The 23,523-nt window shown below is 64.5% G+C and carries 23 protein-coding genes; 10 read left to right on the top strand and 13 right to left on the bottom strand.

The window, feature by feature from the left end:
* Together rpe and ribD are read left to right on the top strand one after the other, a co-directional pair.
* The gene (gene rpe, locus AO501_RS21115) at nt 1–702 is read left to right on the top strand and encodes a ribulose-phosphate 3-epimerase (protein WP_156452716.1); all 702 of its coding nucleotides are present in this window, start codon (nt 1–3) and stop codon (nt 700–702) included.
* Nucleotides 699–1,730 carry a bifunctional diaminohydroxyphosphoribosylaminopyrimidine deaminase/5-amino-6-(5-phosphoribosylamino)uracil reductase RibD gene (gene ribD, locus AO501_RS21110; RefSeq protein ID WP_055579546.1) on the top strand — a complete coding sequence of 344 codons (1,032 nt, stop codon included), beginning with the start codon at nt 699–701 and terminating at the stop codon, nt 1,728–1,730. The genes rpe and ribD overlap by 4 nt, the downstream gene beginning before the upstream one ends.
* On the opposite strand, the gene AO501_RS21105 is transcribed toward ribD, so the two are convergent.
* Both AO501_RS21105 and AO501_RS21100 read right to left on the bottom strand, forming a co-directional pair.
* Entirely contained in the window at nt 1,711–3,333 is a 1,623-nt protein-coding gene (locus AO501_RS21105; RefSeq protein ID WP_156452715.1) for an MFS transporter, read from the bottom strand. The genes ribD and AO501_RS21105 overlap by 20 nt on opposite strands.
* A gap of 5 nt (nt 3,334–3,338) precedes the next feature.
* Nucleotides 3,339–4,058 (bottom strand): LppX_LprAFG lipoprotein, encoded by a 720-nt coding sequence (locus AO501_RS21100; protein ID WP_082658755.1) that lies wholly within the window; start codon nt 4,056–4,058, stop codon nt 3,339–3,341.
* Between the two features lie 75 nt (nt 4,059–4,133).
* Here AO501_RS21100 and AO501_RS21095 point away from each other — a divergent pair, with 75 nt between their 5' ends.
* A complete protein-coding gene (locus tag AO501_RS21095) occupies nt 4,134–4,745 on the top strand; it encodes a riboflavin synthase (protein ID WP_055579543.1) in 612 nt (203 codons plus the stop codon).
* A 40-nt stretch (nt 4,746–4,785) separates the two neighbouring features.
* Here the strand turns inward: AO501_RS21095 and AO501_RS21090 are convergent, their stop codons facing one another.
* The 4 genes from AO501_RS21090 to AO501_RS21075 form a co-directional block, all read right to left on the bottom strand.
* Nucleotides 4,786–5,949 (bottom strand): NDMA-dependent alcohol dehydrogenase, encoded by a 1,164-nt coding sequence (locus AO501_RS21090; RefSeq protein ID WP_055579542.1) that lies wholly within the window; start codon nt 5,947–5,949, stop codon nt 4,786–4,788.
* A 61-nt stretch (nt 5,950–6,010) separates the two neighbouring features.
* On the bottom strand, nt 6,011–6,781 hold the full coding sequence (locus AO501_RS21085) for an SDR family oxidoreductase (RefSeq protein WP_082658761.1): 771 nt from the start codon (nt 6,779–6,781) through the stop codon (nt 6,011–6,013).
* Between the two features lie 254 nt (nt 6,782–7,035).
* A complete protein-coding gene (locus tag AO501_RS21080; protein ID WP_055579540.1) occupies nt 7,036–7,671 on the bottom strand; it encodes a TetR/AcrR family transcriptional regulator in 636 nt (211 codons plus the stop codon).
* 55 nt (nt 7,672–7,726) lie between these two features.
* Nucleotides 7,727–8,851, bottom strand: a complete 1,125-nt coding sequence (locus tag AO501_RS21075) for a dihydrodipicolinate reductase (RefSeq protein ID WP_055579539.1) — start codon at nt 8,849–8,851, stop codon at nt 7,727–7,729.
* Between the two features lie 147 nt (nt 8,852–8,998).
* On the opposite strand from AO501_RS21075, the gene AO501_RS21070 reads away from it, so the two are divergent.
* Nucleotides 8,999–10,144, top strand: coding sequence for an ABC transporter substrate-binding protein (locus tag AO501_RS21070; protein WP_055579538.1), 1,146 nt, complete (start codon nt 8,999–9,001; stop codon nt 10,142–10,144).
* Here the strand turns inward: AO501_RS21070 and AO501_RS21065 are convergent.
* Nucleotides 10,136–11,209 (bottom strand): dihydrodipicolinate synthase, encoded by a 1,074-nt coding sequence (locus AO501_RS21065; protein ID WP_055579537.1) that lies wholly within the window; start codon nt 11,207–11,209, stop codon nt 10,136–10,138. The two genes, AO501_RS21070 and AO501_RS21065, sit on opposite strands and share 9 nt — an antisense overlap.
* 118 nt (nt 11,210–11,327) lie before the next feature.
* On the opposite strand from AO501_RS21065, the gene AO501_RS21060 reads away from it, so the two are divergent.
* Together AO501_RS21060 and AO501_RS21055 are read left to right on the top strand one after the other, a co-directional pair.
* Entirely contained in the window at nt 11,328–12,566 is a 1,239-nt protein-coding gene (locus AO501_RS21060) for a cytochrome P450 (RefSeq protein ID WP_055579536.1), read from the top strand.
* Nucleotides 12,567–12,580: 14 nt separating this feature from the next.
* Nucleotides 12,581–13,645, top strand: coding sequence for a hypothetical protein (locus AO501_RS21055; RefSeq protein WP_055579535.1), 1,065 nt, complete (start codon nt 12,581–12,583; stop codon nt 13,643–13,645).
* Nucleotides 13,646–13,657: 12 nt separating this feature from the next.
* Here the strand turns inward: AO501_RS21055 and AO501_RS21050 are convergent, their stop codons facing one another.
* The 5 genes from AO501_RS21050 to AO501_RS21030 all read right to left on the bottom strand — a co-directional run bounded on the left by AO501_RS21050 (nt 13,658) and on the right by AO501_RS21030 (nt 18,153).
* The gene (locus AO501_RS21050; protein ID WP_055579534.1) at nt 13,658–14,461 is read right to left on the bottom strand and encodes an SDR family NAD(P)-dependent oxidoreductase; all 804 of its coding nucleotides are present in this window, start codon (nt 14,459–14,461) and stop codon (nt 13,658–13,660) included.
* A 36-nt stretch (nt 14,462–14,497) separates the two neighbouring features.
* Nucleotides 14,498–15,268 (bottom strand): SDR family oxidoreductase, encoded by a 771-nt coding sequence (locus AO501_RS21045; protein ID WP_055579533.1) that lies wholly within the window; start codon nt 15,266–15,268, stop codon nt 14,498–14,500.
* Between the two features lie 158 nt (nt 15,269–15,426).
* Nucleotides 15,427–16,251 carry a mycofactocin-coupled SDR family oxidoreductase gene (locus AO501_RS21040; protein ID WP_055579532.1) on the bottom strand — a complete coding sequence of 275 codons (825 nt, stop codon included), beginning with the start codon at nt 16,249–16,251 and terminating at the stop codon, nt 15,427–15,429.
* Nucleotides 16,252–16,254: 3 nt separating this feature from the next.
* Nucleotides 16,255–17,334 carry a dihydrodipicolinate reductase gene (locus AO501_RS21035; RefSeq protein WP_055579531.1) on the bottom strand — a complete coding sequence of 360 codons (1,080 nt, stop codon included), beginning with the start codon at nt 17,332–17,334 and terminating at the stop codon, nt 16,255–16,257.
* 30 nt (nt 17,335–17,364) lie between these two features.
* Nucleotides 17,365–18,153, bottom strand: a complete 789-nt coding sequence (locus AO501_RS21030; protein ID WP_055579530.1) for an SDR family NAD(P)-dependent oxidoreductase — start codon at nt 18,151–18,153, stop codon at nt 17,365–17,367.
* 110 nt (nt 18,154–18,263) lie between these two features.
* Between AO501_RS21030 and AO501_RS21025 the strand changes: the two genes are divergently transcribed.
* Nucleotides 18,264–18,704: a VOC family protein gene (locus AO501_RS21025; RefSeq protein WP_055579529.1), complete on the top strand. Its 441-nt coding sequence runs from the start codon at nt 18,264–18,266 to the stop codon at nt 18,702–18,704.
* On the opposite strand, the gene AO501_RS21020 is transcribed toward AO501_RS21025, so the two are convergent.
* On the bottom strand, nt 18,701–20,314 hold the full coding sequence (locus tag AO501_RS21020; protein ID WP_055579609.1) for a class I adenylate-forming enzyme family protein: 1,614 nt from the start codon (nt 20,312–20,314) through the stop codon (nt 18,701–18,703). The two genes, AO501_RS21025 and AO501_RS21020, sit on opposite strands and share 4 nt — an antisense overlap.
* Nucleotides 20,315–20,427: 113 nt before the next feature.
* Here AO501_RS21020 and AO501_RS21015 point away from each other — a divergent pair, with 113 nt between their 5' ends.
* The 3 genes from AO501_RS21015 (at nt 20,428) to AO501_RS21005 (ending at nt 23,523) form a co-directional block, all read left to right on the top strand.
* Complete coding sequence (locus tag AO501_RS21015) at nt 20,428–20,955, top strand: nuclear transport factor 2 family protein (protein WP_055579608.1); 528 nt, start codon at nt 20,428–20,430, stop codon at nt 20,953–20,955.
* Between the two features lie 79 nt (nt 20,956–21,034).
* Entirely contained in the window at nt 21,035–22,294 is a 1,260-nt protein-coding gene (locus tag AO501_RS21010) for a CaiB/BaiF CoA transferase family protein (RefSeq protein ID WP_055579528.1), read from the top strand.
* Entirely contained in the window at nt 22,291–23,523 is a 1,233-nt protein-coding gene (locus tag AO501_RS21005) for a cytochrome P450 (RefSeq protein ID WP_055579527.1), read from the top strand. Before AO501_RS21010 ends, AO501_RS21005 begins: the two co-directional genes overlap by 4 nt.

Genomic DNA, 23,523 nt, shown 5'->3' with positions numbered 1-23,523 from the left:
CTGTCGCACATGCCTGGTACGGGGGGTCCGCTGATAGCGCCGTCGATCCTGGCGGCTGACTTCGCTCGGCTCGCCGACGAAGCCGCCGCGGTGCACGGCGCCGACTGGCTGCACGTCGATGTGATGGACGGCCACTTCGTGCCGAACCTGACGATCGGTCTGCCAGTGGTAGAGAGCTTGCTTGCAGCCACCAGCATCCCGATGGACTGCCATCTGATGATCGACAACCCGGACCGCTGGGCGCCGCCGTACGCCGAAGCCGGCGCCTACAACGTCACCTTCCACGCCGAGGCCACCGACAACCCGGTCGGGGTCGCCCGCGACATCCGCGCCGCCGGAGCCAAGGCCGGAATCAGTGTCAAGCCTGGTACCGAACTCGAGCCGTACCTGGAAATCCTGCCCCAGTTCGACACGCTGCTGATCATGTCCGTCGAACCGGGTTTCGGCGGCCAGAGCTTCATCCCGGAGGTGCTGAGCAAGGTGCGTACGGTACGCAAGCTGGTGGACGCGGGGGAGCTGACGATCCTGGTCGAGATCGACGGCGGCATCAACGAGGACACCATCGAGCAGGCCGCCGAAGCCGGTGTCGACTGCTTCGTGGCGGGGTCTTCGGTATACGGCGCGCAGGATCCGGCCGCCGCCGTCGAAGCGCTGCGACGACAGGCCGCTGCCGTGTCGCGCCACTTGGGGGACCGGTCATGACCGGCCCAAACGTGCCCGAGCAGGTCAAGAGCATCGAAGAGGCCATGAAGCTGGCCATCGAGCACTCATATCAGGTCAAGGGCACCACGTATCCGAACCCGCCGGTGGGTGCCGTGATCGTGGACCAGGAAGGCCGCGTCGTCGGTGTCGGCGCCACCCAACCCGCCGGCGGGGACCACGCCGAGGTCGTGGCGTTGCGCCGGGCCGGCGGTCTGGCCGCCGGCGGTATCGCGGTGATCACCATGGAGCCGTGCAATCACTACGGCAAGACGCCGCCCTGCGTCAACGCCCTCATCGAAGCGCGGGTGGGGACGGTGATCTACGCGCTCAACGACCCGAACGGCATCGCCGGCGGCGGGGCCGGCCGACTGAACGCGGCGGGTGTGCAGGTGCGGTCGGGCATCATGGCCGACCAGGTCGCGGCCGGTCCGCTGCGGGAGTGGCTGCACAAGCAGCGCACCGGTTATCCGCATGTGACGTGGAAGTACGCGACCAGTATCGACGGGCGTAGCGCGGCGGCCGACGGATCCAGCCAGTGGATTTCCAGCGAGGCCGCCCGCGCTGACCTGCACCGTCGCCGCGCGATCGCGGACGCGATCGTGGTCGGCACCGGAACCGTTCTCGCCGACAATCCCACGCTGACCGCCCGGCTCCCCGACGGTTCGCTGTCGCCGCAGCAGCCGCTGCGGGTGGTGGTGGGCAAGCGCGAAGTTCCGCCGGAAGCCAACGTGCTCAACGAAGACTCACGCACCATGGTGATCCGCACCCACGAACCCGTAGAGGTGCTCCGGGCGCTGGCGGACCGCACCGACGTGCTGCTGGAAGGCGGCCCCACGCTGGCCGGGGCGTTCCTGCGCGCCGGGGCGATCAACCGGATCCTGGCCTACGTGGCGCCCATCCTGCTGGGCGGTCCGGTGACCGCGGTCGATGACGTCGGGGTGTCCAGCATGGCGCACGCGTTGCGCTGGCAGTTCGACAGCGTCGAACAGGTCGGACCGGACCTGTTGCTCAGCCTGGTGGCTCGCTAGCTGCCTCGACCTGCGGCTCGACCGCCGGTTGTTCGGCAACCTCCGGCTCGTCGGCGTGCTCGCTACGCCCACCGATCAGCAGCCCGAGCAGCGCGCCCACCACACAGATGACCACGGTGACTTTGAAGATGTCGCCGTACATCAGCGCGAACGCCTGCAGGTACTGGTGTCCCTGAATGGTCACCCGTTCCAGCACGCTGGCATCCGGGGGAATGGTCGCCGAGAGGTGCGCCAGGTTCTGGTTGAACCGGTACAGCCCCCAGGCGCTCAACGCGGCCACGCCGATCAGCATGCCGGTCATCCGGGCGACCACGACCGCGGCCGAGGCGATGCCGTGCTGGGCCGCGGGCACCACCCGCAGCGCCGCCGACGACAGCGGTCCGATCACCAGACCGAGCCCGATGCCGGCCACCAGCAGGTCGGTGTGCACCGCCGGCAGCATCAATCCGAGGATGTCGTGCTTGCGCTGCATCAGGTCGCCGCGCCAGAACGAGATCAACCAGTAGCCGGCGCCCGCGATGAGCATTCCGACGAAGGCCACGACCCGGTCGCCCGCCCGGGTGGCGATCCACCCGCCGAGCACCGCGCCGATCGGCAGCGCGATCAGGAACCACAACAGCAGGCCCGCCGCCTGGTTCTGGTCCATCTGCAGCACGCCCTGGCCGAACAACTCGACATTCACCAGCGTCACCATCAGGGCCGCGCCGGCGCAGACCGAGGTGCCCAGGGCGGACAGGAACGGACGGAAATGCACGCCGGCGGGTTCGATGAGCCGGGTGCGTGCGAAGCGCTCCCAAGCGAAGAACGCGAGCGCTGCGACGGCCGCGCCGATCACCAGGGGCAGCCCGTAGCTAGGCAGCACCTGCTTGCCGTCGGGGTTGGGGTTGTACAGGCCGATGACGGCTAGGCCCAACGCGAGGGCCAGCAGCAGACCGCCGGTGATGTCGATCTTCTCGGGGGAGTCGCTGCGGTCGTGTGAGGGCAGGCTGAAGTGGATCATCACCATGGCGATCAGGGTCAACGGGACGTTGATCCAGAACACGTGACGCCAGTCGTGGAACAGAAAGACGATGAAGATGCCGTACAGCGGGCCCAGCACGCTGCCCAGTTCCTGCGCGGCGCCGATGCCGCCGAGGACCCCGGCGCGGTTGCGCTCCGACCACAGGTCGGCGCCCAGCGCCAGCGTCACCGGCAACAGGGCGCCGCTGGCGATGCCCTGGATGGTGCGGCCCACGATCAGCACGTGGAATGCCCGGTTCGGGTCCGGGGACAGCAGGATGTAGTCGCCGGCCTCGATCGTCCAGTTGCCGATCTGCACCGACAGCGCGGTCACCACCGAGCCGACGATGAACATGAGCAGGCTGGCCTGCAGCACGAACTTGCGCCCGAACCGGTCGGAAGCGCGGCCCAGCAGCGGCATCGCCGCGATGTACCCCAGCAGGTACATCGTCACGATCCAGGTGATCCGCTGCAGCTGGTTCACCGGGATGCCGACACTGCTCATGATGTCGCGCATGATCGTGACCACGACATAGGTGTCGAGGGCACCGAGCAGCACCGCCAGGCTGCCCGCGCTGATTGCGATCCGTCGCCCCGCTTGCATGGCCATCAGCTCAGCGGGGGCTTGGTGACCTGGACCTGCTGGCCCCAGTTGGACAAGGTCATCTGCACGGAGTTGCCGGTACCGCGCTCCAGCTTCGCCTGCACCATCTGGTGATCGCCGCCGTCCTGGATCCAGATAGTCGTCGGCACCGGGTCGGATGCGCTGAACGGCGGCGCGATCGCGTTGACCGCCTGGGCCGTGGTCTTGCCGGTGATCCTGACGGTGTTCTGACCGTTGATGTTCTCGCGCCCGTCGGCCTTGGCCTCGCTGAAGTTGGCCAGCACGTTGGCCACGCCTTTGTCGGTGCTCAGGATCTGCGACGGGTCATACACGTCGGAAGCCTTGCCGAAGTCGCTCCACTTGTTCGGGGTGAGCGTGGCGTACAGGATTCCGTCGATCACCACGAAGTCCGCGTCGATGTCGGAGCCGGCGAACGTCAGCTTGACGTTGCCCTTGGCTGCGGTGGGCTCGGTGTTGAGGTCACCGGTCAGCGTCTTGATGGACAGGCCGGGGATCTTGCCGTTCACCGTCAAGACGATGTGCGCGCTCTTGACGGCCTTGCTGGCTTCGGTGGCCTGGGTGACCAGCGTCTGGGTGGCCTTTTCGTCCGGAAGTGGCCCGCCGCTGTCCTTCTTTTTGATCGAGCAACCTGCGGCGAACGTGATCGCGACGACCAGCGCAGCCAGGACAGCCAGAAGGCGGCGGGATTTTTGCATACCCTGCATCGTAGAGGGTGCCCATGACCCGGCCGGGGAACCAGGCGGGTGCGGGGGCGCCGGGACACTCATTAACCTGGTGCGATGTTCACCGGAATTGTCGAGGAACTCGGAGAGGTGACCGGGCGCGACGCGCTGGTCGACGCCTCCCGACTGATCATCCGCGGTCCGACGGTCACCTCCGATGCCGGCCACGGGGACTCGATCGCCGTCAACGGGGTCTGCCTGACGGTCGTCGACGTGCTGCCCGACGGCCAGTTCAGCGCCGACGTGATGGCCGAGACACTCAACCGTTCGAACCTGGGTGACCTGCGGCCGGGGAGCCGGGTGAACCTGGAGCGCGCCGCCGCCATCAACAGCCGGCTGGGCGGGCACATCGTGCAGGGTCATGTGGACGGCACCGGGGAGATCGTCGCCCGCACCCCCTCCGAGCACTGGGAGGTGGTGCGTGTCGAGATGCCCGCCTCGGTGGCGCGTTACGTCGTGGAGAAGGGTTCGATCACCGTCGACGGGATTTCGCTGACCGTTTCCGGTCTGGGCGCCGAGCCCCGGGACTGGTTCGAGGTCTCGCTGATTCCGACCACCCGCGAGCTGACCACGCTGGGTTCCGCCCCGGTGGGCACCCAGGTGAATCTCGAGGTGGACGTGATCGCGAAATATGTGGAACGACTGTTGGGCGCTGACCGAAGTATCTGACGGCGCGGCTCGACAGCGCCGGAAGTCACGAAGACGCCTGTCAGTCGAAAGCGATGACGCCACGAATGTTCTTGCCTGCGCGCAGATCCTTCATCGCTTCGTTAATGTCGTCGAGCTTGTATCTCTGCGTCACCAATTCGTCGAGTTTGATGAGGCCGGACTCGTACATCGACAGCAGCCTCGGCATGGCTTCGCGTGGATTCATCTCGCCGTAGAGGGCGCCCTTGAGGGTCTTGCAGGAACTGACCATGTCGCCGAGTATCAGAGGCACCATCATGTCGGTGATCTTGGCCATACCGGTCAGCACACAGGTTCCGCCTTTGCGCAACAACATCATTCCCATCAGCACCATGTCCACGGGCACCACCCCGGGCGTGAGAATAACTCGGTCGGCCATTACGCCCCACGTGATCTCCTTGACCAGTTCCAGCGCGGCGCCGGTGTCGACAGCGGTGTGCGTGGCGCCGAAGACCGGTGCCATCTGACGTTTGAACTCGTTCGGGTCGACGGCGACGATGTGCTTGGCGCCCGCGACCTTCGCGCCCTGCACAGCGTTCATGCCGATCCCACCGACGCCGATCACCACGACCGTGTCGCCTGCTTCTGTACCCGCAGCGACTGAGCCGGATCCGAATCCCGTTGTCACACCGCAAGACACCAGCGACGCGGCTTCCAGCGAAATCCAGTCGTGCACCTTGACCAGGGAGCGCTCGGAGGCGACCACGAACTCCGAGAACGTGCCGACCTGCATCATCGCCATCAGGTCTTCCCCGTCGAGATGGCGGCGGCGAGTCTTGTCAGTCGTCATCGCCTTGTCGTAGATGTCGGCGCCTATGTCGCACAGATAGGCGTGTCCGGTAGTGCACCACCGACAGTTGCCGCAGGCGGGAAAGAACGAGATCGCCACGTGGTCGCCGGGTTTCAAGGTCTTCACCTCCGGCCCGACCGCCTCGACGACACCCGAGCCCTCGTGACCGCCCAGCATGGGAAACCATTCGGGTACCGGAACGCCCGATGCCCGCATCATCTCTTCCATTTCTGAGGTCGGCACACTGTCACCGCTGTGAAAGTGCTCGTCGGAATGGCAGATTCCCGCGTAGGCCATCTTCACCAGAACCTCACCCGCGTGCGGGGGGTCAAGCTCGACGTCGGCTACCTCCCAGTCCAGTCCCACGCCGCGCAACACCGCTGCCCTGGACTTCATCGGCTCTCCTTCGTGAAAGGAATGGTCAGACGGGCGGTATGCCATGGGTGAGATTCGTGCATCACCACTGTCGCAGTTCTTTCACCGCTCCGGAGGCACGCGGGGCCAGCGTCAGGTAGGGGATGAAACTACTTTTGCCGCAACGAATCACAGCGTCGACGACATCGGTCAGGTGCTCGGCGTCCACCAGGCCGCCGAGCATGTACTTGTTCTCCATCCAGTATCTGATCGCCGTATCGAGAACGCCGGGATCCCAGTTCTTGTTGAATTCCGTTTGCGCGTCGCCGCTCCCACCGAGACTGTCGCCTACTGCGAGGCGGGTGAAGCCGATCTCCGGATGTTCGATGCGCCAGGCCTCGACGAGCTTGTCCAGCGCGCCCTTACTGACCGCGTAGGCCCCGAGCATGGGCCACGGAGTCGTATAGGACGCGCTGAGCGATGACAGGTAAACGGCCGAACCGCCGGCCTCGGCCAGATGCGGCGCGGCGGCCGCGGTAAGCAGCGAAGCGCCGGTGACATTGGTAGCGAAGAGCTTCGCCCACTGCTCTGCCGTCACCTCGCGCAGTGGTGCCAGCACCCCCATGCCGGTCGTGTAGACCAGGGCATCGAGGCCGCCTAGCGCGCCGACTACTTCGGTTATCGCCCGCTGGCACGTATCGGCTTCGGTGACGTCACAGGCAACGGCCACCGCCCCGTTGCCAGCGTCCTTTGCGGCTTCGACAAGCCGGTCATACCGGCGGGCCAACAGAGCGACGTGGGCACCGCGTTGAGCAAGGCCGGTGCCGATACAGCGGCCGAGACCGGATGACGCGCCGACGACCGCTACCCGCAGGGGTCGGCGCGGCGCGTCAGTCACGGGGACCGACGCCGAGCAGGCCGCGGTTAGCGCGCGCGGCGCACTGAAATCGGCCGCGGCCGAAGCATTGCAAGTGTTGCCTACTACTCAGCGGGATCATGTTCTGGGGCCGCATCAGTCTCCTCGCACGCCGTCAAAAGAAAGGTTATCAGAGAGGCAGAGTATCAATATTCATTATCGGCAATGAGCATTTCCGACGCGTCGGCATGACCCTACGGGGCAAGCCTATCTCACCAGCGCCGCAACACTTTTCGTGGTTCTGAAGCAAACGAGAGCAACAGCCGGTCGAGGACCTTGGCGGCTTGCCTGCGGGCCCGGACGGGATTCGCCGAATGGACAACCAGCAGTGAGGCTTCTTCGAGCGCGGCGATTAGCATGTGCGTCAGTTCCCGGACGGGTTGGTCGTCGATGATGCCCTCGGCGATCGCCTCACGCACCACCTCTTTGATCAGGGCAATGCTGTTGTCCTCCTGGATCACGCGCAGTTCGTGCCAGCCCAGCACTACCGGTCCGTCGACGAGCATCACTTGTTGCACGGCGGGTTCGGTTGCCGCTTCGAGAAATCCGTGCAGACCGCGGGTCAGCCGCTCCCACGGGTCGGCGCCCGCCGGAGGAGCGGCTATGGACCGGAGCGTCAGCTCGTTCTCGATTTCTTCGAATACCGCACGAAACAACTCGGCCTTGTCCCTGAAGTGATGGTAGAAGGCACCTCGCGTGCCGACGCCTGACTTCGAAACCAGATCGCCGATGCTCGTGTTGAAATATCCGCGCTCCACGAACAATTCGCGGCCTGCCTCGACCAGGGCCCGACGGGTCTGCTCGCCACGCGCACGTCGCTCACCGTCCGCCCCGCCGCGCTTGGCCATGACGACGATGGTATCAACATTCACCCTGCATGTTGAGTGTCGGTCCCTGGCGTCGTCAGCGCACGATCCCGCGGACTGTCATGAGCCCGAGGTCGGCATGGGACTTGAAACCCGGCGGCGCATCGCAGATGGCGGGAATTGAGTTAACGGGCTCCATCGCAGTCCATGCGTAGCCGACGTAGCCGGGCCTCGCGTGTTCTCGTGCATGCGGGCTGCCCCGAAGGATGAGCTCGGTCCCTGGATCACCCTCGATCACAACCCGATAGTGGTAGTACGGCTCCCAGTCGGGTCTGGGATCGATCGCGGCGTGTTCTGTGAACGAGTAAAGCTCGTGCAAGGTGATGAATGGTCTGCCCGCCACCCACGCAGTCCAGAGATGATGCTGGGACGCGACGGTGCCCTTCTTGATCACACCCTTGAGGCCCGGCATGTCCATGTCCGGAGTCCCCTCATACGGAATGTCGCGGGTGGCCGTGCCCAGCTCGACGTCCGTCGTGAACTTCTCCACAGTCTCGCCCAGGCCTTCGACGACCATGGTCAGGGACTGCGCGAACAACGTCCACGCGTCCTGGAAGAGATTGCCTTTCGCAAATTCGGCCGGGGTCTTTCCGAACCCCATCTCGTTCAGATACTTCAACGTGTCCTTGTTGAAGTTCACCGCCTCGTAGATGTGGATGTGGTCGGTCTTGCCGGCGATCCGGGCGAGCGTCAAGACGAGCAGATCCGCCGCGTAACCCGGGTGGATGCCCCCGCCGTGAAACGAGGTGCCACCCACCTTGCATGCCGCGTCGATCTTGTCGATGTCTGCGCTGTTGTTTTCAGTCCGGTGCCACCACGCGCCGCCCGAGGCGACGACGCTCTTTCCTCCGCGCAGCAGGCGACAGATCTCGTCGACGTCCGACCAGAGGGACGCATAAAACACGCAGTCGGCGTCAAGGGCCTCGAGTGCGGACTTGTCGGTCGTGGCGAGCACGCCGATCGGATCCACTCCGACGAGTTCACCCGCATCCCTTCCTACCTTTTCGGGGCGGTTGCACAGCACCCCAACCACCTCGTAGAGGGGGTTGTGCGCGAAGTGGCGCAAGGCCAGGGTGCCAACGTTGCCCATGCCCCACTGGATCACGCGGTACCGCTTTTCTCCGGCCTGCTTGCGTGAATCCAGCGTTGGTGCGAGTGTCATTTGCGTCTCCCAAAGACGGTGGGCCGCTAGCCACGAAGCTAACACGTGGGAAGCGCAATATGCAGGTTCTGCAAACAGTCATTTCCGTGCTGTGGCCGGTCTGATCGCCAGCCGGTCGCTACAACCTTCATGCTGTATGTTGCCCCTATGGCAGACGTTCGCGCATACGGTTCGGTCGCGCCTCTCAAAGTCGGCCTGCTGAATGACTATCCGACCAAAGGTGACACCGATAACGACACCATCGACGCACTGCGTCTGGTCATGGACGAGGCCTTCGCCGGCGGGCTGATTGACCGCCCGGTCGAACTCGTCTCGCGCGATGTCGTCGGGTTGCCGAACGGCACGTACCTCGCCGTCGAAAGAGCCTTCGACGAACTGGTGGCGGAGGGTTGCCTGGTCATCTACGGACCGTGGGTGTCGGACAACGTTGTGCCGCTGCGTTCCCACGTGGAGACCACCGCCCGGGTTCCCATCGTTACTCTCTCGGGCTCCGAGGGCGCACTCGGCGAATGGTGCTTCGCCCTGAACAACGGCTCGAACTCGATGGCCGAGGAGCCGGTAATGCTGGCCGCGGTGATGATCGGCGACGGCCGCACACGGATCGCAATAGCCTACGAGTCGTCGCTGATCGGAAAGGAGTATCTCGCCTTTGCCCAGCGAGCCTACGACGCGGCAGGCCTGAAGATCGTTGCCACCGTGCCGATTCCCCAGGTCGAAGCCGACAAGTCCGAGACTGTGACCACGTTGCGCGCAGCCGAACCCGACGCGCTGGTGCATGTCGGGTTCGGACACGGCCTGTGGGGTTTCACGGATGCGTTGCTGGCCGCGGGTTGGGACCCGCCGCGCTACACCACGACCGCGTTCGAAATGGCCCACATCAACGCGGAATGGATGCGCCACCTGTCCGGCTGGATCGGCCTGGACAGCTACGACGAACGGAATACCGTAGGCCAGGGCTTCCTCGACCGATTCGAGGCTCGCTTTGGTCGCCGGCCCGGAAACTCGATGCCGGGCCTGTCCCACGACGCCGCCACCGTGATCGTGCGCGGTCTCGCCGCCGCGCGCCCGCTCACGGGCGAGGGTGTGAAGAACGGGATGGAGCAGGTGAAACTCGTGCCGTCGGCCAGCGGCGCCCCGGGAACATTCCTGCGTTTCGGTCGCTTCATCCGACAGGGCTGGATGGGTTCCGATTATCTGGTCGCGCGAAAGGTGTTGGCGGACGGCAGCGCACACGTCTTCCACGCTGCGCCCAGTGATCACATCGCACGCGCGGTCGCTTGCGCCTCAAGCTAGTTGGATCGCGCCGAACACCGGCGCGGTGACGATGCCGGGCGGCTGTGCAAGCACGTAGGGAATGGCGCGGACCGCTCCCATCGCGATCATCAGGTGACCTGGCATGGCATGTCGGCCCACGTGCGGTGAACCGTCGAAACCCACGTCAAGCTGAAGCTCAAAACTCGGCTCACCCTTGATTACCGCCCGGATCAAGGGCGCCTTCTCGCCGGGCCCCAGCGGCGCCATGCCCCACTGGGGGAGGTCGCGAGTCAACACCCATTCCTCGTGGACGGCCAGCAGCGGACGGCCCGACCAATGGCCTACCCACGAGAAACGCTGGCCGACAACTGTTCCGGCGGCGATGGTGCCGGCCGGCACCTCCAGGTCGTAGGGGAGTGTGGTGGCGTCGACCGCCACGTCGATATGCGACAGGTTGACCCCGAGAACGTCGGCAGTGGCATTGAGGGCCTGGCGGTAGGCCATGTCCAGCTTCCCGATGATCGGCGAGTCAACGGTGACGTCCGCTGGCGGACGGCCCATGCCCATCAGGTCGACCAGCATCGGCCGACTGTCGACAGCCGAAACGTCAGTTGCCTCATAGAGGTCTATGCGGTCGATAGTCTTGCTGAGCCCGGTCACCGTCGCGACGAGCCGCTCGAACATGAAGCCCGGGTTCTCGCCGGCGGCATGAAAACGTGACCTGCCCTGCCGACAGGCCTGAACGAATGCCGACTGAGTTTCCGCGCCATAGGTCGGCAAGTGGTTGTAGGAGGTTGTGGTGATGACACTGGTGCCCGCGGTGAGCAGGCGGCAGATGTCCTCGGCGTTGGTCTCCACGGCGTGAGCCTTGCTGGCGGCGTGCACGACGACGTCAGCGCCTGTCGCGATGATCTCGTCCTTGTCCGTCGTGGCGAGTACACCCGTTGCCGGCGGTAGGCCACACAGGGCGCCCGCATCGGCACCGGCCTTTTGCGGATCGTAGACCAGCACACCCACCAGCTGATAATGCGGATTTTCAATGAGTTCCTGTAGTGCGGGTCGACCGACCGCACCGGTCGCCCACTGTGCGACTCGAATAACCAATCAAATTCTCCAGGTTGCTCTTTCGCGATTTGGCAGGGGTGCTCGTCGACTCAACATACATCATGTAGGTTTGCAACCGACGGAATGTATGTTGAACTCCCTTCGCGGAGGTGGCAGGGTGACCGAGCCGACAATCGCCGATGACATCGATCGGCGCATCCGCGACGCGCAGGCGAAATTCAACGCCGGAATGGGCGCCGACGGCGACGCAAGCCCCTATCCGCTGTTACGCGAACTTCGTGCAAAGGCGGCCGTCCACCCGGGGTGGCCGGAGATGGGCGTTCCCGCGATCGGGGCTGACGGCAGAAAGACCTTCACGGCGTACTCGTTCGACGCCGTGAAGGCAGTCTTCACTGACAACATCACTTTCAGTACCCGGATCTACGAGGACATGATGCGGCCGTTGCAGGGCCCGACCATCCTTGAGATGCAGGAACCTGAGCATGCGACATACCGCAAATTGCACGAATTCGCTTTCGCACGATCATCGATGAAGCGGTGGGGCGCTGAGTTGGTGGGCCCACTGGTCGATCGAACGATTGCAAAGTTCCGCCGTGACAAGCGTGCCGATTTGGTCGACGCCGTGTTCATGCCGATTCCGGTGCGGATCATCGCGGCGCTCCTCGGATTACCGGAGGCCGATATCGGGGAGTTTCATCGCCTGGCCATCGACCTACTGGGTTTTCGCGCCGATATGGGAACCGCGCTGAAGGCCTCGGCGGACATGAAGGAGTACTTCATCGAGGTGCTCGCCGACCGGCGCAAGTCGCCGAAGGACGATATGGTCACCATCCTGTCGCAGGCGGAGATCGACGGCGTCAAGATGTCGGACGAGCAGATCTACGGGTTCATGCGCAACCTGCTTCCCGCGGGAGCGGAGACCACGTCGCGTTCGACTGCCAGCCTTGCGATGGCTTTGCTGACACACCCTGACCAATTCGCTGCGGTGCGCACCGACCGCGATCTGTTACCGCAGGCGATCGAGGAAGGCATCCGGTGGGAGACGCCACTGCTCAATTTCATTCGCGAAGTCAGCGTGGACACCGAGTTTTTCGGGCTGGAGCTCCCGAAGGGTTCGACGATGATGGTGAACCTCGGCAGCGCCAACCATGACGAGACACGCTGGGCGGATGCTGAATCTTTCGATATATTCCGGGATCGCATGCCGCACATCGGTTTTGGCCATGGTGCGCACGTCTGCCTGGGTATGCACCTAGCCCGGCTGGAGAGTGCGACCATCTTCAACGCGCTGTTCGACGAGCTGCCAGGGTTGCGGCTCGATCCCCGGGCGCCTGCGCCCTTCGTGACCGGCACGCTGTTCCGGTCGCCGCCGCGGCTCGACGTGGTCTGGGATTGAGGAGATCGCCTGACATGACTCGCGTTATCCAGTGGGCGACCGGGGTGACCGGGATGATGTCGTTGCGACATATCTTGGGTCGGCCGGACCTGGAGCTCGCCGGAGTGCGCGTGTATGACCCGGCGAAGGCGCGCATCGATGCGGGCGCGCTGTGCGGTTTGCCCGACACGGGCGTGTCGACTTCGGCCGATCGCGATGCGGTCATCGCAACCGACGCCGACGTGGTGCTCTACATGGGCAAGGTCGAGACCGACACCGCCGGCTGTTTTGCGGACGTCTGTGACCTGCTCGCGTCAGGCAAGAACGTGGTGGCAACCGGGAGCCGGTTCGTCCATCCCCGCTCGCTGCACCAGTCGCTCGCGGAGAGCATCGAAAATGCCTGTCAATCAGGCAATTCATCATTTCTCGGGCTTGGTCTTTATCCAGGCTTCATCGGTGAGTCGTTGGCGCCAGTCCTGTCCCGGCTCACCGAGCGCACAAGCCGGATCAGTGTGCGCGAGGTGCTGAACTACTCGACCTATGCCAGCCACGACCTGATCTTCAACGCAATGGGATTCGGTCACGCGCCGGATGACACCACCCCGTTGCTGGCTGACACCAACTACGCCGCGAGCGCATGGATCGGTACCGCTACTGTGATGGCACAGGCTCTCGGATTGCAGATCCAATCCGTCACCGGATTCCGCGAGGTCGCCACGACGCCAAGAGCGTTGACAGTGGCTGCCGGTGAGATCCCGGCGGGAGCAGTGGGTGCAATGCGCTTCGGCGTAGAGGTCGACTGCGGCGAAACCGCCTTGGCGGTTGAACATCTCACTAGGATGGCCGACGACCTGGCCCCGAGCTGGCCGACGGAAACCGGCTACGGGGTGACATTCGAGGGTAGGCCCAACATAAGCCTTCATCTGGTGATCGGTGCACACGATGAGGATCACGCGAAGCAAGGCTGCCTGGCCACTGCCATGCATGCCGTCAACGCGATTCCGAGTGTGGTTGCGGCACAGCCGGGACTCTACGATCTTTCGACGATTGGTCCGTTTGTCGCGCACTGGGCTGAGCGCGGTGTGGTATCCACGCCGTAGGCGGCGTTCGCATCAGATGAAGTCCGATCCGCCATCTACGTTGACCGTGGCTCCTGTCACGTAGCCGTTGCGTTGTGACGCCAGATATGCGGTGACGGAGGCGATCTCCTCGGGAAGCCCGGCACGGCCCACGTCACAGGGATGGCCGTAGGTGGCCTCGACCCATGTCATCACGTCCCTCGGATCTGAAGAGTCCAGTCCGTCGGCCGCCAGCACGTCGCGCAGGATCTCGGTGAAACTGGCGGTGACGATCGTACCGGGGCAGACACAGTTGACCAGGATGCCCTCGGAGCCGAGGCTCTTGGAGAGATTCTTGGTGAAGCTCGAAAGTGCGGATTTCACGGCCGTGTAGGCGACGAGGCGAGTGCTCTGGCGCTGGATGGAATGCGCTGACAAGGTCACCACCCGGGCCCACGGGGCCGATCGGAGCATAGGCAGCGCGGCCCGGACCGAGCGTACGGCGGAGAGCGTGCCGAGGTTGAAGGCGGCGTGCCAGTCGTCGTCGGAGAGGTCCTCGAACGAGCCTGCGCTCGGACCGACGGTATGCACCAATACATTCAGCCTGCCCCAGGCGTCGCGGACGGACGCGAATGACGACTTAATGGACTCGGGGTCCACCATGTCGACGCTGAGCGCCAGCACTTCGGGAGCGCCGGCCCGTCGGACCCGCTCCGCGGCGCAGTCCAGAGCGTCCCTGCCCCGGGCCATGATTGCCACCGAAGCGCCTTCGGCACCAAGGGTTTCGGCGATGGCAAGCCCCATTCCCTTGCTGCCTCCGGTCACGACAGCCGTAGCACCCGCGAAACCAAGATCCATTGTGTTTTGGTCCTTCGTGATGGGCCCGGCGGATGCTTAGCCGCGAGCCAACTGAGGCTTGACGATTCGTGGGGCCAGGTGCACGATCTCGCTGATCACAGTGGGATTCGCCCGGGCAACCGCGATCAGGGAGAGCATCGCGTTGGCAACGTCCTCTACCGCGGACATCTCGACCGGGATCTGGCCTTCCCGCGCCCAGGCGCGGTACAAGTTGGCGAGCAAGTCGCGATCGGCACCACGCAGTATTTCGGTGTCGCAGGTGGGTCCGACGCTCACCCGGATCAGCCCGAGACCAGGGTGCTCGGCCCGCCAGGAGCGCAGAATCTCGTCGAGCGCAGCCTTGCTTGCGTGGTACGCGGCAACTCCCGCTCGGGGCCGGCCGACGTCGTCACTCGACGCGACGAGGATCGTCGCGTTTTCGGACAGGTGGGGTAGAGCGGTCCGAAGCACGTGGGAGGCGCCCACAGCATTGACGGCGTAGGCGTGCAGCCATGTCTCCACATCAGTTTCTTCGATCAGCGCGAACGGCACCACGGCACTGGTGAACACCACCGCGTCGAGGCTGCCGAACACGGTCGCGACGTCGTTGATCACCCCTTCGATCGCATCAGGGTCGGAAACATCTAGCTCGTAGGCGGATCCGGAGAGTTGATCTGCCAGGTCCTCGAGTAAATCCACTCGGCGTGCAGCGAGCGCCACTTCAGCGCCCCGGTAATGGGCGGCATGAGCCAACGCCTGGCCGATTCCCGAGGACGCCCCGATGATCAGCATCCGTGTCCCCGCCAGATTGCAGTGCAGGTCTTGCATCACCTGATTCCTTCATGCCCGAGTTGCACCGATTCTCGCATGCGAGAATTATTATTCTCCAAGAGGCCATGAACTCCGTCATTCACCGAGTCCGCGACCGCCTGATACAACTTTCATGCCGAGCTCACGCTTGTCTCCGCGGGGACGCGCAACTGCCGCTAAGCCTGAGCGACCCCGACATCAACGGAAATCGCGGCAGCGGTAACGAATTTCGACTCGTCTGAGGCCAGCCACGCGACCGCATTCGCGACATCCTCGGGCATTGTCACCGCGTTGGGCATGAGTTGCTTGCTGAATCCGTATTGCGGGTGCGCATATGTGTCTGCGGCCTCCTGCATGGCTTCGATCATCCGGCCAGTGCCCATCGGCGTCGCGACCGAACCGGGATGAAGGCTGTTCACGCGAATGTTGTAGCGGCCCAATTCCACCGCGAACGACCGGGCGAGCCCGGTGACCCCGTGCTTGCTTGCGGTGTAGGCGACCATGAACGGCTCCACCTTCACACCGGCCACCGATCCGATCAGAATGATCGACCCGCCGCGCCCGCCGGCGATGATGTGCTTGGCACCGGCCATTACCGTGTTCCAGGTCCCTGTCAAGTTGATGGCGACGGTGTCCTGAAAGTCCCTCGGGGAAATTCGATCCCAGGCGGCCGGACAGCAGATTCCCGCGTTGGCGACGATCACGTCCAGCCGGCCGAGTTCGGCGACTGCCTCGTTGACCGCACCGCAGAGGGCATCGTGGTCGCGGGTGTCGACGATCGCCGTGACGGCGCGCCTGCCGTTGGCGGCGACCAGTGCCGCCGTTTCGGCCAAATCCTCGGGGGTGGCCGAATCGTAGGGGACGCTCGGCGGCAGCGGGCCTGCAATGTCGACGAGGATGACGTCGGCGCCTTCGGCGCTCAACCTGACGGCGTGAGCGCGGCCCTGGCCACGGGCGGCCCCGGTGATGAATGCGACCTTGCCGGTCATGTCTGTGCTCATCGGCTAACCGAAATCCAACGCGTTGCGAGGCGCGGTGAGTGGCAGGTCCAGCGATGTCGCAATGCCCGGGGCGCCCTCGACTACGTAGGGGATGGCGTTGACCACGCGCATCGCCGTTGCCTCCATGGCGCTGTCATTCGCCGATGCCGCGGTGCCCTCGGTCCCGAAGCGAAGATCGCACTCGATGTGCGGCTCTCCCTCGATGACGATGCGGTAGGTGCCGTGTGGCGCTGATGCCCACTCGGGTGCGAGGTCGGGAGCCATGCGGTTGATGTGCTCGATGGTGATCACCGGATGACCGTCGACGACCCCGGTGGTCTCGGCCCGCACTGCCCCACAGGTGCCCGCGGGGATCAGGCCGCACGCTACGTGCAGGTCCCTGGGTGTGGTGACGCGCTCGTAGTTTTCGGTGACCTTGTCGAGTTCGACGCCCAGCGCTCGCGCCACCAGACCGATTGGTGGTCCCCACGCAAACTGCTGTGCGCCCTCCAATTCCAGCAGCGGGGTGAAGTCCAGCGGGCGACCGAAGCCCATTGCGTCGAACATCAGATACTCGTTGGGATAGGCCGAGTAGTCGAAGATCTCCTGCGCCCGCACCGAGCGGATGGTATTGGACAACGTCGACAGCATGACGGCGAACTGGTCGCCGGCGAACCCCGGCTCGATACCTGAGGTGTAGATCGTGACGCCGCCCGCCAGGGCCGCGGCCCGCACCTGGTCGGCCAGGTCCGGAATCCACCTGTCGGGGAACATCATTCCCGGCGTGTTCGTGGTGACCACATTGATGCCCGCGCGGAGCAGGCGGACGTAGTCGCGCACCGCGGCCGCATCCATGTCGGGGCTGGTGGCCGTGTAAACCGCGCAGTCGGGCTTGAGCTTGATGATGTCGTCGAGATCAGCCGTCGTCGTCACGCCGACGGGGCCGAGCCCGACGACCTCGCCGGCGTCCCGTCCCGCCTTCTCGGGACTGTGCACCCAGACCCCGACCAGATCGAGGTGCCCGCGCCGGTTGATCGCGCGCAAGGCGATGCTGCCGACGCCGCCCGTCGAAATCAGCGCTACACGTAAGACTTGGTTTGCCAATGTGATTGCTCCTGGGTCGGGCGGTGCGGGTCACAGATCGGGAATCGGAAGCGACGAATTGGGTCCCTGCAGGCCACCGTCGACGGTGAAAGTGGAACTTGTGGCATAACAATCGCGGGTGGACAGGTACAACGTCAGTCTGCCGAGATCTGCGACGTCGCCGATACGATGCAGCGGCGTCAACTCCTTCAACTTCTCCTCGGAGCCAGGCATCAGGTCGAAGCTTGACTGCAGTCCGGTCGTCATGAAGGCACCCAGTGCGATGGCGTTCACCCGGATCTTGGGGGCCAACTCCTGCGCCATGGCTCGCGTCAGGGCTTCCAGCCCGCCCTTGGCCACCGAGTAGGGCAGCAATCCGCGGATCCCGAATCGTCCGGCGCCGGAGGAGATGTTGACAATGGAGCCCCGTCCCACCTGCAGCATGTGGGGCACCGCAAGCTGACTCATGATGAACGCAGAGGTGACGCAGTACTCGAAGGTCTGCCGGAGGTTGTCGTCGGTGAGGTCCAGGAATGGGCCGTAGGTCGCGAAACCGACGTTGTTGACCAGGATGTCGATGCGGCCGAACTGCTCGACCGCAGTCTGCACCACGCGCTCGCTGTCGGCGCGCAGGAGCGCGTCGGCGGTGAGTGCGAGGCCCTTGCCGCCGGCCTCTTGGATCTCTTCCACCGTCTGCTCCACCTCAGCCGATGTGCGGGCGGTACCGACCACGGTTGCACCCGCTTCCGCAAGGACTTTGGCGATGCCCGCACCTACGCCGCGTCCGGCCCCGGTGACTATCGCGACCTGACCCTCTAGCTCGAACTGTTCGAGTGCCATAAAGCGCCTCTCTGCACGGCAGTTGGTGACGCAGCCGCAAATCTACCGTAATGAGAATTATTGTTTCCGTAAAACGCCAATGATCTTTGCCGCATCGTAGAGTCGTTGACATGTCACAGCCGCTGCCTTCGTTGCACCACGTCGTCTTCGCGATCGCGCCCGAGCGGCTCGACCGCGCCGCGGATTACCTTACAGCTCTGGGCTTTCAGTTCCTGGCGTTCGAGCTGGAGCATCTTGGTCTGCAGATCCGCCTCGACTGGGACCGCGGCATCGAGCTGATCGCCCCGACCGCCGCCGCACCCATGGACGTGGGTACGGCGGCGCACTTTCTGGCCCGCAATGGCGACGGGCTGTTCTCCGTCGTCGTGCGTACCGCGGATTGTGATGCGGCCGAGCACGCCGCCGCGCGCTACGGGGTCAAGTCCGATTTCCGACAGCGACACGAGGGGGACGGATTTGAGTTGACCGAGGTCAAGCTCGAGGCGCTGTGCGGTATCCCCTTGACACTGATGACCACGAATATGCCCGAAGGACAGGCGATCACCCCCTAGCGGCGCTCCAACAACCCACTGAGCTGCTGAGCCAGTTCCGACTTCTTGACCTTACCGGTTGCCGTGAACGGAAGGTCCGACTTCGCGGCGACCCAGATGAACTTCGGCACCTTGTAGGTCGACAGCCGGTCACGCAGTTGTGCCCGCAAGGACTCGCCATCGAGCTCGGATTCGCCGCGGGGTACCACCGCCGCGGCGACCACCGTTCCGTCGTCACCACTTTCGGCGCCGACGACGTATGCCTCGAGCACACCGTCGCAGCCGGCCAGCGCCGATTCGACTTCGCCGGGTGTGACGCTGGTGCCACCGCTGGTCTTGATCAGATCGCCCAACCGCCCGGTGAACCCGATCCAATCGTCGTCGTACTCGATGCCACAATCACCAGTCCGGTAATAGCCGTCCGGGGTGAAGACCTCTTCGCGCTCGCGCTTGTGCAGGCGCTGCATCAACGAGTATCCGCGAACCCAGATTTCACCTTCCGCGCCGGTCGGCACCGGCTCAGCTGTATCGGGGTCGACGAGTAGATGGTGCAGCCCTTCCATGGGTGCACCGCCGATCTCGGCCCGGCGTGCCGGTTGAGGCAGGTATGGGTCGGCGGCGATGTGGTTGCCGCACAGTTCGGTCATTCCAAGCCCGACCGAGCCCTTGGGTTGTCGGTCGGGCGGCACCATGGCGGGCATGCTGCTGCGTCGCACCGAGCTCAGGTCGCGCACGGAGAAGTCGGGATGCTCGGCCAGCGTCTTGCCCTGCTGCGGCCAGCCCAGCGTGATCGTCGCGCGGTGGCGCTCGATGAGCTCGAGAGCCTCGGCCGCGTCGAATGCGGGCTGGGTGACCAGGGTCGCGCCGTGGTGAATCACCGCATGCAATCCGGTGATCAGCCCGCCCACCCAGAAGAAGGGCATGGCGGTGAACATCACGTCGTCCTGGTTGACGTCGTAGGGGAAGGTGAGGCTGTAGGTATGGCGGACCAGGGTGCCCTGAGTGTGCACTGGCCCCTTTGGATCGCCGGTGCTGCCTGAGGTGTAGATGATCATCGCCTCATCAGCCGGTGTCACGCACGATTCCACCTCGAGGAGGAAGTCGGCGTCATCGGCCGACATCGCATCATCGGCGTTGATGGTTGTCGCCCAGGGCCGATCAGACTGTCCCCACACCGCTATGGTCCGCAGGAACGGGGCTTCGCGCAGCGTGATCCGGCCCGGCTCCCGTTGGTCCGCCAGACCCGGCAACGCCTGCTGCAGCCGTTCGAGGAAGTCATGATTGCGAAATTGGGACCACGTCAGGATCGCTCGCAGGTCTGCATGGCGTGTAGTCCAGGCCAGCTCGGAGCCCTTGTAGAAGGTGTTCAGCGGGACCGCGACCGCGCCGATGCGGGTGGTGGCAAACCAGGCAAGTGCCCAATCGACACTGTTGGGCATCAGGATTCCGACGTGGTCACCCTTTCCGAAACCCACCGCCAGTAGCTCGGTCGCCAGTGCCGCCGAGCGGCGGTTGAGGCCGGCGTAGGTCAGTTCCTGCCCCCCTGCCACGAGGAACGGCTTATCCCCGAAACGCACTGAGCACGACCTCACCAAGGCGGGAATCGTGGGTGAAATGTCCGGGAAGGGCATGACCGAAGGATAGTCGGATTTCCGCATATCGAGAACACTGGTTCTCCATACCTGCTCCTGCCTACAATCGCGCCATGGCGACAGCATCGGAGGGCTCGATCGCCGCCGACCGTTTGGACCGGGTGGAGTCGAGCTTGGCGATCAGTCAGCTGCCCAGCCGATACGCGATGGCCCTCGACGCCCGTGATCTTGACGCGTTGGTGGCGTTGTTCGTACCCGATGTGGAGGCGGGCGAGGGGCGTGGCAGAGATGCATTGAGGGGTTGGTACGACGGTGTGCTGCGGCGGTTCTACCGGAGCATTCATTTGATCTGCGGTCACCAGTTCGATCTTGTCGACGCCGACCATGCGACCGGATCCGTCTATTGCCGTGCCGAACATGAGGACGGTGACGGGTGGTACGTGATTGCGATGCGCTACGACGACGTCTACGAGCGGCGTGACGGCCGGTGGTGCTTCGTCAAGCGACGGGAACATCCTTGGTACTCAGTCGATGTGACAGAGCGGCCGGGACCGGAGTTCATCCGCTGGCCGGCCGACGTCCGACTGCGCGCCGCCATGCCTCAGCGCATGGCGACGTGGGGGGCGTTCTGGGCCGAAGGAGACCCGGCCTTTCCCGAGCGCCTGTCAGCGCAACCCTAGTGGTTTACAAACAGATTCGAAACTGACATTCTCGCTAAGTGCAAACAGGCGTTTTCGCCGTTGCTGACCTGTCGGTGCGATGGCAACGCTGACCACCGCGACCAAAGGGGAGGCCGCCATTTCCGTCGACAAAGTGCTCAGCGGTGTCCGCGTGCTGGAGGTGGCGGCGTGGACCTTCGTGCCATCGGCCGGTGCGGTGCTGGCGGAGTGGGGTGCCGAGGTCATCAAGGTGGAGCCGCGGGAGGGCGGTGACCCGCAGCGCGGCCTCGTGACGATGGGCATCGTCGACAAGGGCGGCAGCTCGGTCAATTACATGATCGAGATACCCAACCGGGGTAAGAAGTCGATCGGGGTTGACCTCGGTACCGCCGGCGGCCGGGAGGTGATCCTCAAGCTCGCCGCGACGTGCGACGTATTCCTTACCAGTTACCTGCCGAGCCGCCGCACGAAGTTCGGCATCGACGTCGACGACATCCGGACCGTGAACCCCGCCGTCGTCTACGTGCGCGGGTCGGGCCACGGCCCCAAAGGTCCGGATGCAGACAAACCCGGTTATGACGGCGTCTCGTACTGGGCGCGTGGTGGCATCGCCGCCATGCTCACTGAAGACGCCGACGAGCTTGTGCGCTCGCGTCCGGCCTTCGGAGATCTGCTCGGGGGCATGACGATTGCCGGTGGAATCGCGGCCGCGTTGTACAAGAAGGCCACCACCGGCCAGGGGTCGGTGGTGGATGTTTCTTTGCTCGGCCTGGCGGCCTGGAACCTCAGCCCCGACGTCGCCGTGAGCCAAATCCACGGCGGCACTTCGATTCCGAAGTACAGCCACGCGGACGCTCCGAACCCCCTGGTTGGGACCTACCGCACCAAGGACGGCCGCTACGTCCAGCTGATGATGTTGCAACTCGACAAGTTCTACCCTGAGGCGATGCGCGCCATCGGCCTAGCCGAGTTGATCGACGACGTTCGATTCGCCGATTCCGCAGCGCGATTCGCCAACCGCGCCGAGCTCATCTCGCTGATGGATGAGGTATTCGCCCGACGGACGCTCGCCGAGTGGCGCGAACAACTGGCGGGCATTTCCGGTGCCTGGGGGGTGGTGCAGACGCCGGGAGAGCTCTGTCATGACCCGGCTGTGACCGCCAATGGCTACGTGGCGACCACCAGCACGATGAACGGCGTGCCGTACGCGTTGCCCACCAACCCCGTTCAGTTCGACGAGCAGGCGGTCATCCCGCCCGGCGCACCCGAACATGGGCAGCACACCGAGGAAGTGTTGATGGATGCCGGGCTGGATTGGGACACCATCATGCACTACAAGCAGTCCGGAGCGATCCTATGAATACTGCTGGGCCGCAGGCTGTTTCCGGGGAATCCGTCGAATTCGACCCCTTCTCGGAGGACTTCTTCAATGGAGCGTTCGACACCTACCGGCGCCTTCGCGACACGGCTCCGGTGTATTACAGCGCGAAGTGGGACTTTTGGGCACTGACCCGTTACGACGACGTGGCACCGGCCACCAAGGACCATGAGACCTTCTCGTCGGCTAAGGGTGCGACCCTGGACATGGTGCAGGCGCACGACGATGCGATACCCGTGCCCAAAGTGATCATCTCGATGGACCCGCCCGAACACCAGAAGATGCGCAGGCTGGTCAGCAACGTGTTCACGCCGCGCGCCATCGCGGCGCTGGAAGGCATGGTGCGCGAGAAGATCTACGAGCGTGTCGAAGCGCTCGATCCGTCCTCATTCGACGTGGTGGCCGACTTCTCGGCCCTGTTCCCGAACGAGGTCATCACCACCATGTTGGGGGTCCCCAAGCAGGATCGCGACCAGATTCGGGTCTGGCTCGACCTGTTGCTCGAGCGACACCCAGGTGAGATCGCCACCACCGCAGAGGGTTTCAAGGCCTCGGTGAACACCGGGCTGTACTACTACGACCTGGTGCAGCAGCGCCGCGCCGAACCCCGCGACGACATGATCAGCCGGCTCATCGAGACCGAGGTCGAGCGAGACGGACAGGTGGAGAAGCTCACCGATGTCGACATCACCGGTTTCGCGACAATGCTCGGTGGAGCGGGTGCCGAGACCGTGACCAAGCTGGTCGGCAATGCCATGGTCGCCTTCGCCGACTTTCCCGACCAGTGGCAGAAATTGCAGCAGGACCGCAGCAAAATTCCTGCGGCGGTCGAAGAGTTACTGCGCTACGAGGCGCCGTCGCAGTACCAGGTCCGCACCGCCACCCGCGACGTGACGTTGCACGGCAGGGTGATCCCGCAAGGCAGCGCCGTCTTGCTCGTCACCGGTTCGGCGACGCGCGACGAGCGGATGTTCCCGGATCCTGACCGCCTGGACATCGACCGGGAGCGCAGAATGGGCTTCAATCTCGCGTTCGGTTACGGTGTGCACAGTTGCTTGGGGGCAGCGCTGGCGAGAATGGAGAGCCGCATCGCGCTCGAGGCGCTGCTCGATCTCATTCCCGAATACGAAGTCGAGCGAAGCGGGTTGCGCCGGGTGGCGATGGCGAATGTGTGCGGTTGGTCCAATGTGCCGGTGCGCAGGATGGGTTGA

The sequence above is a fragment of the Mycobacterium gordonae genome (assembly GCF_001417955.2).
Lineage (GTDB): Bacteria > Actinomycetota > Actinomycetes > Mycobacteriales > Mycobacteriaceae > Mycobacterium > Mycobacterium gordonae_B.
Note: the sequence above shows the minus strand (reverse complement) of the source record. Positions and strands in the feature narration are given on the sequence as shown.